This window comes from Streptomyces luteosporeus, assembly GCF_039532865.1.
GTDB classification, from domain to species: Bacteria; Actinomycetota; Actinomycetes; order Streptomycetales; family Streptomycetaceae; genus Streptomyces; species Streptomyces luteosporeus.
The window spans coordinates 32,150-46,026 of sequence record NZ_BAAASL010000018.1; the positions used below are offsets into that span (position 1 = coordinate 32,150).

11 protein-coding genes are annotated in these 13,877 nt (G+C 76.1%); 7 read left to right on the forward strand and 4 right to left on the reverse strand.

Annotated features, from left to right (window positions below; genetic code table 11):
- Positions 1 to 43: 43 nt before the first annotated feature.
- The gene (locus ABD361_RS22375; protein ID WP_344437272.1) at positions 44 to 1,411 is read right to left on the reverse strand and encodes a TolB family protein; all 1,368 of its coding nucleotides are present in this window, start codon (positions 1,409 to 1,411) and stop codon (positions 44 to 46) included.
- A 205-nt stretch (positions 1,412 to 1,616) separates the two neighbouring features.
- On the opposite strand from ABD361_RS22375, the gene ABD361_RS22380 reads away from it, so the two are divergent.
- The gene (locus ABD361_RS22380) at positions 1,617 to 2,579 is read left to right on the forward strand and encodes a zinc-binding dehydrogenase (protein WP_344437273.1); all 963 of its coding nucleotides are present in this window, start codon (positions 1,617 to 1,619) and stop codon (positions 2,577 to 2,579) included.
- A gap of 7 nt (positions 2,580 to 2,586) precedes the next feature.
- Positions 2,587 to 3,969, forward strand: coding sequence for a cellulase family glycosylhydrolase (locus tag ABD361_RS22385; protein WP_344437275.1), 1,383 nt, complete (start codon positions 2,587 to 2,589; stop codon positions 3,967 to 3,969).
- Between the two features lie 70 nt (positions 3,970 to 4,039).
- Here the strand turns inward: ABD361_RS22385 and ABD361_RS22390 are convergent, their stop codons facing one another.
- Positions 4,040 to 4,693: a PadR family transcriptional regulator gene (locus ABD361_RS22390; protein WP_344437276.1), complete on the reverse strand. Its 654-nt coding sequence runs from the start codon at positions 4,691 to 4,693 to the stop codon at positions 4,040 to 4,042.
- Complete coding sequence (locus ABD361_RS22395; RefSeq protein ID WP_344437277.1) at positions 4,693 to 5,538, reverse strand: DUF4097 family beta strand repeat-containing protein; 846 nt, start codon at positions 5,536 to 5,538, stop codon at positions 4,693 to 4,695. Before ABD361_RS22395 ends, ABD361_RS22390 begins: the two co-directional genes overlap by 1 nt.
- Positions 5,539 to 5,667: 129 nt before the next feature.
- Between ABD361_RS22395 and ABD361_RS22400 the strand changes: the two genes are divergently transcribed.
- The gene (locus ABD361_RS22400) at positions 5,668 to 6,504 is read left to right on the forward strand and encodes a hypothetical protein (protein WP_344437278.1); all 837 of its coding nucleotides are present in this window, start codon (positions 5,668 to 5,670) and stop codon (positions 6,502 to 6,504) included.
- Between the two features lie 172 nt (positions 6,505 to 6,676).
- Here the strand turns inward: ABD361_RS22400 and ABD361_RS22405 are convergent, their stop codons facing one another.
- On the reverse strand, positions 6,677 to 6,856 hold the full coding sequence (locus ABD361_RS22405) for a DUF6104 family protein (RefSeq protein WP_086567929.1): 180 nt from the start codon (positions 6,854 to 6,856) through the stop codon (positions 6,677 to 6,679).
- Between the two features lie 161 nt (positions 6,857 to 7,017).
- Here ABD361_RS22405 and ABD361_RS22410 point away from each other — a divergent pair, with 161 nt between their 5' ends.
- The 4 genes from ABD361_RS22410 (at position 7,018) to ABD361_RS22425 (ending at position 13,867) form a co-directional block, all read left to right on the forward strand.
- A complete protein-coding gene (locus tag ABD361_RS22410; protein ID WP_344437280.1) occupies positions 7,018 to 7,425 on the forward strand; it encodes a CU044_2847 family protein in 408 nt (135 codons plus the stop codon).
- Between the two features lie 32 nt (positions 7,426 to 7,457).
- Entirely contained in the window at positions 7,458 to 9,566 is a 2,109-nt protein-coding gene (locus ABD361_RS22415) for a VMAP-C domain-containing protein (protein WP_344437281.1), read from the forward strand.
- Between the two features lie 160 nt (positions 9,567 to 9,726).
- Entirely contained in the window at positions 9,727 to 10,734 is a 1,008-nt protein-coding gene (locus ABD361_RS22420) for an AAA family ATPase (RefSeq protein ID WP_344437282.1), read from the forward strand.
- A 22-nt stretch (positions 10,735 to 10,756) separates the two neighbouring features.
- Positions 10,757 to 13,867, forward strand: coding sequence for an SAV_2336 N-terminal domain-related protein (locus ABD361_RS22425; protein ID WP_344437283.1), 3,111 nt, complete (start codon positions 10,757 to 10,759; stop codon positions 13,865 to 13,867).
- The last annotated feature ends 10 nt before the right edge of the window (positions 13,868 to 13,877 follow it).

Consider the following 13,877-nt stretch of genomic DNA (forward strand, 5'->3'; position numbering starts at 1 on the left):
CGGACCGCCGAGCGGTCCGGCCCCACGCCCGTTCACGGCGGATTCACCGCAGACGCCGTACGAACGCGTCGTACGCCTTGTTGGTGTCACCGGGCACCAGGTTGTCCGCGTCGCAGGTGAACAGCGCGACGCGGCCCGCCCGGTCGACGCCCTCGAGGAAGGCGCTCCCGTTCGGCGGGCCGCCGTCCCGCGTAACGCTGACGCGCTCGGTCTTCCCCCGGACCACGTCCCGCACGAAGACGTCCTGCGACGTGCCGCTGTCGCCCGGCACCAGGTTGGAGGCGATGGAGACGAAGAAGACCCGGTGGCTGTCGGCGCTGAGGGCCAGCCCCGGCACCGACATGCCGTTGGCCGGGCCCCCGTCGTGGGCCCGGCTGATCATCTGTACGTCGCCCGTCCGCAGGTCGCGCAGGAACGTGTCGGTCTTGCCGTTGGTGTCGCCGGGCACCACCGGCTCCGAGAGGGAGTTGAACAGCACGTGCCGGCCGTCCGGACCGAGGACGGGCGTGCCGTACACGCCCACCTGCATGCCCTTGTAGTCCTTGGACGCCACCTCGGTGCGCCGGGCGCGCAGGTCGCGTACGTAGAAGATGCGCGGCTGCGGCCTGCGCAGCTCCGCCGCGCCCGCCGGGGCGTCGCCGCCGGGCGCCAGGCCGGGGAAGCCGAGGAAGCCGACGCGGCTGCCGTCCGCGCTGATCGACGGCGCCATGCTGAAGGTGTCGGCCTGCCCGCCGCCACCGGCGACGCTGACCCGCTCGGTCGTGCGCCGCACCCGGTCCCGTACGAAGACGTCCTGGTGGCCGTTGGTGTCCCCGGGGACCAGGTCGCCGCGGGTGGAGGCGAACGCGACGAACCGCCCGTCGTGGCTGACCGCCGGGGACGTGGTGTTGGCCGCCGTGCCCGCCGGGTTCGCGACCAGGACCTCCGTGCGGCCCGTCACCAGGTCGTGCACGAAGACGTCCTCGCTGCGCTCACCGGTGTTGCGGCCCGGTGCCAGGTTGGTGGCCATCGACTCGAAGACCACGTACCGCCCGTTCCCGCTGATGACCGCCGACCACGAGGCGTCGTTGCCGGCCGAGCCGTCGGGAGCGGTGCTGATGCGCTTCAGCTTGCCGGTCGCCAGGTTCCGGACGTACACCTGCTGGAAGCCCCGGGGGTTGCCGGGCAGCAGGGTGCGCGCGAAGGAGGTGAAGACCACCAGCCGGCCGGACGCGTCCACGCTCTGCCCCGCGCTCTCGCCGTCGGCCTGCTCACCGGCGGGCCCCACGCTCACCCGCTCCACCAGGGCCGGCGGCGCCGGCCGCGCGGCGGCCGCCGGCGCGAGAGGCAGCCCCGCCGCGCAGGCCGCCAGTGCAGCGACCGTCACCACGATGCGTCTGCGTCGCCACCCCCGGCCCGTCCCGTCACTCATGTCCGCCCCCTCACCCGGGCCCCGGTGGCCCGACGAGGACGCAGCCAACTCCGTGCGGGGGACACCGGTCAATGCGGCGGTGACGCTTCCGCGCGGGGTTACGTCCGTTGCGGCAGCCGGACGTGGACAGGGCGGCCACACACGCGGCGCGCGTCACACATCCGACCGGTTCCGCCGCGCACCGGCACCCCGCTAGGTTCGGATCATGTTCGCCGCCTACGCCGCACGCATCGACCGCGACCAGCCGCTCAACGGCCTCGAACTGGGCGAGCGCCCCGAGCCCGAGGCGCGTCCCGGCTGGACGATCGTCAACGTCAGGGCCGGCTCGCTCAACCACCACGACCTGTGGTCGCTGCGCGGCGTCGGCCTGGGGGAGAAGGCCCTGCCGATGATCCTCGGCTGCGACGCCGCCGGCGTCGACGAGCACGGCAACGAGGTCGTCCTCCATTCGGTCATCGGCCAGAGCGGGCACGGCGTCGGGCCCGACGAGCCGCGCTCGATCCTCACCGAGCGCTACCAGGGCACGTTCGCCGAACAGGTGGCCGTGCCCACCTGGAACCTGCTGCCCAAGCCGGCCGAGCTCTCCTTCGAGGAGGCCGCCTGCCTGCCCACCGCCTGGCTGACCGCCTACCGCATGCTGTTCACCAACGCGGGCGTGCGCCCCGGCCAGAGCGTCCTCGTCCAGGGTGCGGGCGGCGGCGTGGCCACGGCCGCCATCGTGCTGGGCGCCGCGGCCGGCCTGCGCGTCTTCGCCACCAGCCGCGACGAGGCCAAGCGCCGGCGCGCCGTCGAACTCGGCGCCGAGGCCGCCGTGGAGCCCGGCGCCCGGCTGCCGCACCGCGTGGACGCGGTGATCGAGACGGTCGGCGCCGCCACCTGGTCGCACTCGGTGAAGTCCCTCAAGCCGGGCGGCACCCTGGTGATCTCCGGCGCCACCAGCGGCCCCAACCCGCCGGCCGCCGAGCTCAACCGCATCTTCTTCCTCGAACTCAAGGTGGTCGGCTCCACCATGGGCACCAAGGACGAGCTGAAGGACCTGATCGACTTCTGCGTCGCCAAGGGCGTACGTCCCCTGATCGACACGGTCCTGCCGCTCGACCGGGCCCGTGAAGGCTTCGAAAAGATGTCCGCGGGCGACCTGTTCGGAAAGGTCGTCCTGACGGTATGACCGGGGGATGCCGACCCCGACGAGACGCACGACGGCGGTCCTCGCGGCACTGACCGCCGTCCTCGCACTGCTGACCCCCACGGTGGCCCGGGCGCACACGGGACCCGGCATCCCCCGCCTCACCGACGAGCACGGACGCGTGCTCGAACTCCACGGCTGGAACCTCGCCGACAAGGACCACCGGGGCGAGCAGGCGCTCGCCGACATCACCGAGGACTCCGTGCGCGACCTCGCCGCGCACGGCTTCGACCTCGCCCGCCTCGCCGTCTTCTGGGACGACCTCGAACCCGCCCCGGGGCAGTACAGCGAACGCTATCTGCGGAAGATCGAACGCGTCCTCGACTGGGCCCACCGCCACCGCCTCCGCGTCGTCGTCGACGCCCACCAGGACGTCTACGGCCCCGCCTTCGGCGGCCACCGCGGCATCCCCGCCTGGGCCACGCGCACGGACGGGCTGCCGTACACCCCGCATCCGGACGACTGGTTCTCGGAGTACTTCGAACCGGGCGTCCAGGCCGCCTTCGAGCACCTCTACGAGGACCCCGACCTGCAGCGCGCCCAGGCCCGCATGTGGCGGATCCTCGCCGGGCGCCTCGCCGGCCACCCCGCCCTCCTCGGCTACGACCTGATCAACGAGCCGATGGGGCGCATGCGCCCCGGCGAGGACATGTTCGCCGCGGCCCGCCGCATCGAAGCCACCCAGATCACCCCCATGTACAACCGCATCGCGGCCGCCGTACGCAGCGTCGACCGCACCCACTGGCTCTTCGTCGAACCCACCCCGGCGGCGGGCGAAGGCAGGCCCACGGGACTCGGACGCATCCGGGACACCAAGGTCGTCTACGCCCCGCACTTCTACAACGCCGCCATGGAGGCGGGCCGCGACTACGACCCGTCCTCCGGCTGGCTGGAGGCCTACGAGGCGGCCGTCGTGCGCTACCCCCGCGAACACCGGATGCCGGTGGTGGTCGGGGAATGGGGACCGCTCGACAGCTCCCTGCCCCACATGGGGCGGTTCTACGAGGACGCCCTCGCCTCCATCCGGCGCTACGCGTCGGGGTGGGCGAGCTGGCAATGGTGCTACGGGGAGACGTACTGCGCGCTCGACCGCGACGGGCGGTGGCGGCCGAACAAGGAGCGCACGGCTCAGGTTTACGCGACTGCGGTCGCGGGGGTGGTGCGGGGGGCGTCTTACGACGCCGAGGTCTATCGGTTGTCGTACGTTTCCGCCGGCCGCGGTGGGGTGACGGAGGTGTCGGTGCCGCCGTCCTGGCAGGGGCGGCGCGTCGACGTTTCCGGGCCCGCCCGGGCCGAGGCGTCCGCAGGACGGACGGTACGGGTACGGGCGTACGGTGCCGGCCTGGTGACCGTCACCGTGGGCGCCCCGTAGAGGCCGTGCTTCGGCTGCGGGCCGTCGGTGGCCGATCGCGCAGTTCCCCGCGCCCCTACGGGGCGCCGCACTAGCGGCGCAGCGTTTCGGCGACGTGGGTTGCCGTCTCCTTCAGGAGGCGCCGCACCTCCTCCAGTTGGGGTTCCGTCAGGCCGTGGTCCCGGGCCGCGTCGCGGACCTCGTCGCGGAAGCGGTCGAGGAGGCGTTCGAGGTCGCGGACGCCGCCGGTGGTGCGGGAGCGGGCACGGCGGGCCTGGTCCTTCCACTCCTGCTTGGCCCGGCGCAGCTCCTCCTTGGCCTCGGTGAAGAAGTCCTCGCTGACACCGCTGCTGCGGGTGCGGGCGCGCAGGGCGGCCTCGCGCATCTCGTGGCGCAGGGCGCCGGCGGCGCCCCGGACGTCCTCGCGGATGTCCGCGGCCAGGGCGGTCAGGGAGTCGCGGATCTCGGCTTCGAGGTCGGCCAGCTCCCCGCGCCGGGCGGCGAGTTCGGCCCGTCCGGCGTCGGTGATGGAGTAGACCTTGCGGCCGCCCTCGGTGGCGTGCGTGACCAGGCCCTCGGCCTCCAGCTTGGCCAGGCGGGGGTAGACGGTGCCGGCGGAGGGGGCGTACAGGCCCTGGAAGCGCTCCTCCAGCAGGCGGATCACCTCGTAGCCGTGGCGCGGGGCCTCGTCGAGGAGCCCGAGCAGGTACAGCCGCAGCCGGCCGTGGGCGAAGACGGGGGGCATCAGAGGACCTTCCCTTCCGGTGCGGTGGCCGGGCTGCTGAGCAGGGCGACGGCTCCCGAGACGGTGGTGGCCCTGAGCCTGCCGCCGCCGTCGCCGAGCGTGCCGCTGATCCGCTTGGCGCCCCACTGCCCCGTGACCCGCAGGTCGTCGAAGGAGCAGGAGACGGGGCCGCTGGTGGTGCCCGCCTCGACGCGGGCACCGGCGGCCTGCGGCAGCCGGACGGCGATCTCGCCGGAGACGGTGACCAGGCTCAGGGAGGGGTTGCGGGCGGCGCCGGCCAGGTCGACGGTCATGTTGCCGCTGACGGAGTCGGCGCGGACCTCGGAGCCGGCGGACTCGACGAGGGTGAGGTCGCCGGAGACGGACTTGAAGCTCAGCGGACCGCGCAGGGCGTGGGCCTCCAGGCCGCCGGAGACCGTCTCGGCGCGCACGGCGCCGCTCACGCCGACCAGCGTGGTGTCGCCGGTGATGCCCTTGACGTCGGTGTCACCGGTGACGCCGGAGACGACGGCGCTCGCGCCGACGACGCCGACCTCGACGCGGGTGGCGGTCGGGACGGTGAGGGTGACGGTGACGGTGCGCTGCCAGGACTTGCGGTCGAACCACTTCAGCAGGTTCTTCCAGAGCAGGTCGTCGTAGGCGACGGTGAGCACGCCGGCCTCGTGGGTGACCTGCAGGGGCGGGCCCTCGATGTGGGTGAGCTCCAGGGCCGGCGCCCCGCTGTCGGTGCCCACGATGTTGACGGTGCCGCCCACGACCCGGACGTTCAGGGCGGTGAACGGCTCCTCGAAGACGAGCTTCTGCGGCGCGTCGAGGGACCACTGCGTTGGTGACCGGTCCGGCATGGCGGGCCTCCTCCTCGGAGAACGAGACTGTGACGCAACATATCGCGTCTACGGACAACACGATATATCGCGGTTGCGGGAAGTCAAGGCCGAGAAGTCAAGGCCGACCGAGTGACATAGCGTTGAGGCATGTCCGCAACCGATCACGGCCGGACGGCGGGGCTGCTGCTGCTCTGCCGGGCCGAGCCCGACCGCGTCCGCCCGTGCGCACAGTTCCTGCGCGAGCCGCTGTTCCTCGCCCCCGCGGGCGAGGACTGGAGCGTGCTGGTGCCCGCGGGGGAGGAGTCCTGGCGGGAGACCGGCGCCCGGCCGGCCGTGGTCGCGGCCGAGTGGGCGCACGCCCTGGCCGCCGCCGAGCCGTGGCCCGCGGTGGGGCTGTGGTGGGACGAGGAGGGCGCCGGATTCGTGGTGGCGGCCGGCTTCCGCCGTACGGTCGGCCACACGTGGCTGGCCGACGGGTCGCCGCTGGGGGAGGAGAGCGCCTTCACGGCGCTGCGGGCCCGGCTGGGCCTGGACCCGGTGCTGGACGCCGCGGCCTTCGACCGGCTCGTCGAGCCCGACCCCGACGCGGACGGCACCGACCGGCTGCTCGGACTGGTCGCGGTCCTGTCCCGGGCCGGCCTGCACCTGCCGGCGGGCCTGGCCCCGGGCGCCGGCCCCGGCGCGCTGCACGCGGCCGCAGGCGCCGCGGCGGCCGAGCAGGTGCAGTGGCCCGGCTGGCGGGCGGCACTGGGCGAAGGACTGACGGAGGCCGAGCGCGGACCGCTGGGCCGCTGGATACGAGGGCCCCGGGCACGGGTGCTCGGGGCCGTGGAGATCGCGGCGGGGACGTCGCTGCTGGCGTCCGCCCGCCGCGGGCCCGCGCGGCCTGCCCGGCCCGGCCGGGCGGTGCTCGGCGCGCTGCTGCTGGCGGACGGCGTGCTGACGCTGGCCTACGACGCGTACCGCTCGCGCGGGGCGCGGTAGCGCCCCGTAAGGGGCGCGGGGCAGTGTCGATCTGCGGCTCCGCCGCGCGGGCGCGACAAGCCACGACGCGCCCGCAGACGCAATGCCGTGCTGCGCCCGGGCCCCGGGTGGCGTGCCGACTGCGGGCCGTCGGTGGCTGATCGCGCAGTTCCCCGCGCCCCTTACGGGGCGGTTACTCGTCGTCCTCGTCGTCCAGGCGCGCCAGCCACGTGGCCAGGCGTTCCACCGGCACCTCGAAGTCGGGGTTGAGGTCGACGAACTCGCGCAGGCGCTCCGCCACCCAGCCGAGGGAGACCTCCTCCTCGCCGCGCCGGTTCTCCAGCTCCTCGATGCCGCGGTCGGTGAAGTACAAGGTGATCTCCGTGAGTACAGGGGCACGACAGGGACGGTGGGGCCCGGTGGGCCGCCGGTGCCAGGATAGGCAGACCGCGGCCGGCCTTGGCCACGACCTCTCGCGTCCGTAGGCGGCCGGGCACTAGCCTGCTGCCTCATCCGTGTGACGGGGGGTGGCACGTGACGGAGGGGAACGGCATCACCCAGGTGCGCCTGGACGACGGCACGGTCGTCTGGGCCCGGGTGTCCGAGGCGCAGCAGCTGCGCACGGGCGGTGCCTACGAGGATTCGGGTGTGGCGGGCGCGGGGCGCCGCGTGGCCGAGCTGGCGGGCGGGCTGTCCGACGTCGTGCGCGGCGTCGTCGGCTCGCTGCGCCTGGGCCTGGCGGCGGCCAGACCGCACGAGGTCACGGTGGAGTTCGGCATCGAGCTGTCCGCCGAGGCCGGGAAGGTGGTCAGCCTGCTGGCCGACGGCAGCGGCAAGGCGTCGGTCAAGGTCTCGCTCACCTGGAGCGAGCGCGCCGCGGACACCGAGGGCGGCGCGGACACCGGCGACGGCGGCGACGGCGAACGGCGCGGGGAAGCTTGAGCGCCCACGAAGGGACCGTACGCCGGTCGGTCGTGCGCATTTCCGCGGCCGGAGGCGGGTATGACCGCACCGGCACGCGTTTTTGGGGCAGCGGGTTCTTCATCGCCCCGGGGTGGGTCCTGACGTGTGCCCATGTCGTGGGGAACGGGGGTGGCGAGGTGCTCGCCGGAGCCGAGGCCCTCGACGTCACCGACTGGCGGGGCCGTACGGGCGCGGGCCGGGTCGCGCTCGTCCTGCCGCCCCCGCCGCCTGGCGGCCCGCCGCGGCCCTGGCCGCTGCCCGACCTGGCGCTGGTGGAGGTGGCCGGCGCCGACGACGCCGAGTGCCTGTGGCTGAGCGACCGCTCCACGATGGTGCCCGCCGCCGTCAGCCTGCACGGCTGGTCGCTGGAGACCGGTGAGTTGGGCCTGCGCTTCGGCGTGGGCACCGCCAGCGGCGGCGACGGCGGCGAGGGCGAGGCCATGCTGCTGCGCGGCGAGATACCGGTGGCCGGCTGTTCCGGCGGCCCCGTCGTGGACACCGCGCGCGGCGCGGTCATCGGCGTCAGCAAGGGCCGCGGCACGGACACCGCCGGGCTGGCCGTGCCCGTCACCGCCCTGCGCCGCATCGCGGACGACGCGCCCGGCCGCGAGCGGCTGCACGCGATCGTGCGCGCCCACGACCGTCACCACTTCGCCCGCTACCGCATCGCCGGCACCGGCAACAGCTGGACCGGCGTGCAGCAGGCGCTGCGCGCCGGCGCGCCGGCGGACGGCTTCACGCCCGTCCAGCGCACCCACCTGTTCGCGCGCCTGGCCGAGCTCACCCCGCCCACCACGCCCGGCGAGGTGATGGTGCTGGTGGAGGCGGTCAAGCGGCGGGTGATCCAGGGCCCGTACCACCCGGGCGTCGAGCACGACCCGCGCAGTTGGCGGGAGGGCGTGGGCCTGTTGTACGACCTGCCGCACGACGGGCCCGGCGCGGCCCGGCCCGCCGGGGCGCACGGCGACCTGGAGCCGGAGGCCGTGCTGCTGTACGCGGCCCGGGTGGCCGCGGCCGTCAGCCTGCTCGGCCTGGAGCGCGACCGCGAGCCGCTGCGGGAGCTCAGCACGTGGGTGAGCGTCCAGGCCGAGCCGCTGACCGGCTACATACGGGAGGAGATCCACCAGATCCTGCACGGCGGCGCGGACGTGCCCGGCGAGCCGCCCGGCCCCGCGCCGGCCGGCTGCCCGGTCGAGCTGCGCAAGCCCGAGCCCAGGGACGTCGAGCCCGGCGTGGTCCAGCAGGGCGCCCGGGCCGACGTCCTGGTGGAGGTCGACCCGCTGCTCTACGGCGACCGGTATCCCTGGCGGGTGAAGCTCCTGCTGGAGAACGGCGTGGTCACCCCGCTGCGGGCCGACGAGGAGGGGGCGCCGCGCGCCCGCCTGCGCGAGGCACTGCGCGAGCCGATCGCCGCCGCACTGCGGCAGGGGGACGTCGGGGAGCACCTCGCCCAGCTGCACGTGGTCGTCCCCCGCGAGCTGTTCGACGAGCCGCTGGACGCCTGGCGGCTGACCCCGCCCGGCGCGGCCGGCCCCGGCCTCGACCCGCACACCATGCCGCTCGGCCAGCGGCGCGTGGTCGTCGTGCGCGACCGGCTCCGCCGCGACCGGCCGGGCTTCCCCGAGTGGCACCGCCGCTGGGCCGGCGTCAGCCAGGGTCCCCTGCGGGCCGTGCCGCTGCGCCGCGAGGTGCCGCTCAAGGGCCACGACGGGCCCGGCCGGGAGAGCGGGTACGCCGCCTACGACCGGCTCTCCGACGCCGACCCGGCCGCCGTGCCCGTCTACTGCGGCGAGGTGGCCGCCGGCGCGGGGGCCACCGCCATGGAGGCCGCCCTGGCCGCCGGGCACGCGGTGGTGATCTGGCGCAGCTGCGCCAAGGGGCACACGGATTGCGCCGAATTCCACCGCCACGTCTCCCGCCTCGTGGCCGAGGCCGGCACCCCCGAAGGGCTGCACCGGCGCATCCGCCGGCTGCGCATCCGCTGCGGCGACCCCGAGTCGCCGGATCCGGAGGTGGAATGGGCCAGGTCGATAGCGCTGCTGTGGGACTCGCCGCTCCATCCGCCCCTGACCGATACGCCGTTGTACGCCCCCGGCGTCCGGCCGGAAACCGCGCCGTGACCCCGCGTCAATTGTTCGCCGGTGCCGCCCGATCGGTCTCGGCAGCACCCGCCGGCCGCTGTACGGTCGGGCAGGGGTCAGCGGCGGCTGGGGCGGGCGCACGCGAACTCACCGGACGACCACGGTGCTCACCGTCACCCACCACCAACGAGGAGCGCAGGTGAACGATTGGCGCATCTACCGGGGGGCCGGCCTGCCGCACGACGGAGTGCGCCGGCTGCCGCCGCCCCCGCCCTGGCGGGACTTCTCCTCCCGGGGCCCCGACACCGGGGCCGGCACCGACCCGAGCGCGGCCCGCAGGCTCGGCGTGCTGCGCCGGCTGGTGGAGAACCACCACCCGCGCCCCGAGGAGGTCGAGGCGGTCAACGCCGCCCTCTACCTGCGCCGCCCCCTGCTGGTGACCGGCAACCCCGGAACCGGCAAGTCCACCCTCGCCCACGCCGTCGCCCACGAGCTCGGCCTGGGGCGGGTGCTGCGCTGGCCCATCGTCAGCCGCACCACGCTGCACGACGGGCTCTACCACTACGACGCCATCGCCCGGCTGCAGGACGTCCAGCTCGAACGTGCCGGAGGGCGGCAGGACGTCCCCCGGCGCCCCATCGGCTCGTACGTGCGCCTCGGCCCGCTCGGCACCGCGCTGCTGCCGGGCGACCGGCCGCGCGTGCTGCTCGTCGACGAGCTCGACAAGGGCGACCTCGACCTGCCCAACGACCTGCTCAACGTCCTGGAGGAGGGCGAGTACGCACTGCCGGAACTGGAGCGCATCGCCGACCTCGAACCGCAGGTGGAGGTGCTCACCGACGACGGCGAGCGGGCCGTCGTCCACGGCGGCCGGGTGCGCTGCACCACCTTCCCGTTCATCGTGCTCACCTCCAACGGGGAGCGCGACTTCCCCGCCGCCCTGCTGCGCCGCTGCATCCAGCTGGAGCTGGAGGCGCCCGGCGAGGAACAGCTGACGGCCATGGTCCGCGCGCACCTCGGCGACGACGCGGTCGGCGACGGCGACGAGCTCCTGCGGCGCTTCCTGGACCGCGAGCCGGGCGAGGTCATCGCCGCCGACCAGCTGCTCAACGCCCTCTACCTCACCCAGCACGCCCCCCGCGCCGAACGCGTCACCCGCGACCGCCTCGCGGACATGCTCATGCAGCCCCTGGACCGCCCCCGGTGACGAGAGACGGAGATGCTGACGGATGACGGCGCCCCCTGACGGGCGGCTCGGGCAGCTGATCGCCCGGCTGCGGGCCGCGCCCGCACCCCTGGACCTCTCGGCGGAGGAGCTCGCCGACGCCCTCTGGCTCGCCCGGTGGATCGACCACCCCGGCGGGCCGGACGGGCCCGCGCACGGCGGCGGGCAGGACGCGGCGGCGCGAACGGCGGGCCGGGCCGCCCCCGCAGGGCACGACCGGCCCCCCGGACCGCCGCCCCGGCCCGCCGCCGGCGAGCGGGCCCCCGCGGCCGTACGGCACGCGGAGAGCACCGCGCCGGTGGCCATGTACGCCGCAGGCGGCCCCGGCACGGCCGGCACCTTCCCCGTCCGCGTCCCCATGGCCGCCTCCCTGCCCGGCCTGCTCGGCCTGCAGCGCGCCCTGCGCCCGCTGCGCGGCTACCGCACACCCGCCGCGCCCGGGCCCGGGCCGCTCGACGAGGACGCCACCGCGGACGCCGCGGCCCGCACCGGCATCGTCCAGCCCGTCCACCGGCCCGGCGAACGACCGGCGCTGGCCATGCAGTTGCTGATGGACACCTCCGCCTCCATGGCCGTATGGGACAGGATGCTGGAGGAACTGCGCCAGACCTGCGCCCAGTTGGGCGTCTTCCGGGACGTCCGCGTGCGCTACCTGCACCGGGCCGCCGACGGCACGCCCCTGGTGGCCACCCGGGCCGACGCCGCACGCCACGACGGCGCCGGGCAGGCGCCGCCACGCCCCGCCGGCCAGTTCCGCGACCCCACCGGGCACCTGCTCACCCTCGTCATCAGCGACTGCGTCGGCCCTCTGTGGCAGGAGGGGCGCGCCCAGCAACTGCTGCACCGATGGGCGCTGACCGCCCCGCTCGCCCTCGTCCAGCCCCTGCCGCCCCGGCTGTGGCCGCGCACCGCGCTGCCCGCCGGCGCCGGACTGCTCACCCGCGACCCCGCCGCCGGCGGCCGGCTGCACTTCCGGCCCGACGGCTACGCCCCGCCGCCCGCCCCCGGCGCCCTGCCGCTGCCCGTCCTGCTGCCCACCCGCGACGCCCTCGGCGCCTGGGCGCACCTGCTGTCCGGGCCCGGCCGCCGGGCCGTGCGGGGCGCCGCCGGCTGGCTGCTGCCCGGCCACCCCCCGCGCCCGGCCCCCGCCCCCAACGCGCCCGGCCGGGCGGACCCCGGCGACCTGCTGCGGGCCTTTCGCGTCAGCGCCTCGCCCGGCGCCCTGCGCCTGGCGGTGCACCTGGCGGCCGTACCCCTGACGCTGCCGGTGATGCAGCTGGTGCAGCGGGCGATGCTGCCCGACACCGGCCCCATGGAGCTCGCCGAGGTGCTGCTGAGCGGCCTGCTCTGGCGACTGCCCGACGACGGCCCCGGCACCGGCGACGGCCCCGGCACCGGCGACGGCCCCGGCACCGGCGAGGGACAGCGGTACGAAGGGGGGCAGTGGTACGAATTCGCCGACGGGGTGCGCGAGATGCTGCTGCAGTCCCTCGACCGGGGAGCGGCCGCCCTCGTGCTCAAGCACTGCTCCGACTACGTCGAGCGGCACTTCGGCAAGGCCGCCCGCAACTTCCCCGCCCGCGCCGCCGCCCTGCTCTCCGGGGAGCCCGCCGTCACGGGCCCGGCCCCCGCCCAGGACGCGCCCGACGCGCCGGAGGCGGCCGAGCCCGAGCTGTTCGCCGAGGTCCCCGCCCGGGTCGTGCGCTGGTACCAGCCCGTGGCCGCCGACCCCGGCCCCCTCGCCCGCGCCGAACGCCTCCTCGGCCAGTGGCACCTCCAGGGCGACCCCACCCTCCTGCAGGAGGCCCGCACCGCCGCCGAGAGCGCCGCCGGCGCCCCGCTCGCCGCCCCCGACGGGGCCCGGGCCCGGCGCGTCCTCGGCAGCGTGCTGCGCGCCCTCGCCGGCACCGAGGCCGTCCGCCGCGAGAGCGCCGCCCGCCGCGACCTGCTGCAGCGGGCCGAAGGACTCCTCGACGAGGCGTGCCGCCACACGCCTCCCGACGACCCCGGCCACCTCGCCGCCGCACGCGAACTGGCCGCCACCCGCCACTCCCTGTGGCGCCTCGACGGCGACCGCGCCCACCTGCTGGCCGCCGCCCGCACCCTGCGCACCCTGCCCGCCGGCGACCCCGCCGGCCACCTGCGCCTGGGCCGCGTCCTGCTCGACCTCGCCCGCACCGGCCCCGGCCCCGCCGGACCCCACGCCGAGGAGGCCGCCACGGAACTGCGCACCGCCTGCACCCTGATGGGCGACGCACCGGCCCCCGACGGCCGGCGCTGCGCCGCCCTCCTGGACCTCGCCGCGGCCCTCCGCCTCGCCGACGCCCCCACCGCCGAGGTCCTCGCCGCCCTCCAGCGCGCGGGCGAGGCCGCCGTCGGGGACGGGCAACTGCTGCGCTGCCGCACCGAACAGGCCCGCACCCACGCCGCCGCCGAACAGTGGGCGGCCGCCGACGAGGCGTACGCCGCGGCCGTGCCCATCGGTCCCCGCGACAGCCCCACCCGCGCCGAACTGCTCACCGAATGGGGCGAGTCGCTGCTCACCCGCGCGAGCGGCACCGACGACGCCGCGACCACCGGCCGGGCCGAGGCGGTGCTGCGCGAGGCGTACGCCGTCACCCCCGGCCGCTCCCCGCTGCTGGCCCGCACCCAGCTGCTCCTCGGCCGCGCCCTCGTCCTGCGCTTCGGCCGGCAGGGCTTCCTGCCCGACCTCTACGAGAGCTGCCACCTGCTCGAACAGGTGGCGCGCCGGGCCGCCGACGGCGCCCTGCGCGCCGAGGCCTGGCTGGAACTGGGCACCGCCCGGCTCCTGCAGGCCGAGCGCACCGGCACCGTCCCCGTGGCCGACGCGGCCGCCGCCTTCGACGCGGCCGTCAAGGAGGCCCGGCGGCTGCCCGCCCCCGACGGCCCCGGCTCCCTCACCGTCGCCCGCGCCCTGCACCGCTACGGCGAGGCCGTGGAGCGCATGGGGCTGCGCAGGCCGGCGCTGGCCGCCTACCGCGGGGCGCAGCGCGAATGGCGCGACCTGACCGGCCGCCTGGCCCCGGTGCCGTGGGCGGAGGTGCAGGCGACCAGAGAGGCCGTCGCCCGGCTCGCGGACGACGTGGCGCCGTGACCGGACCCCT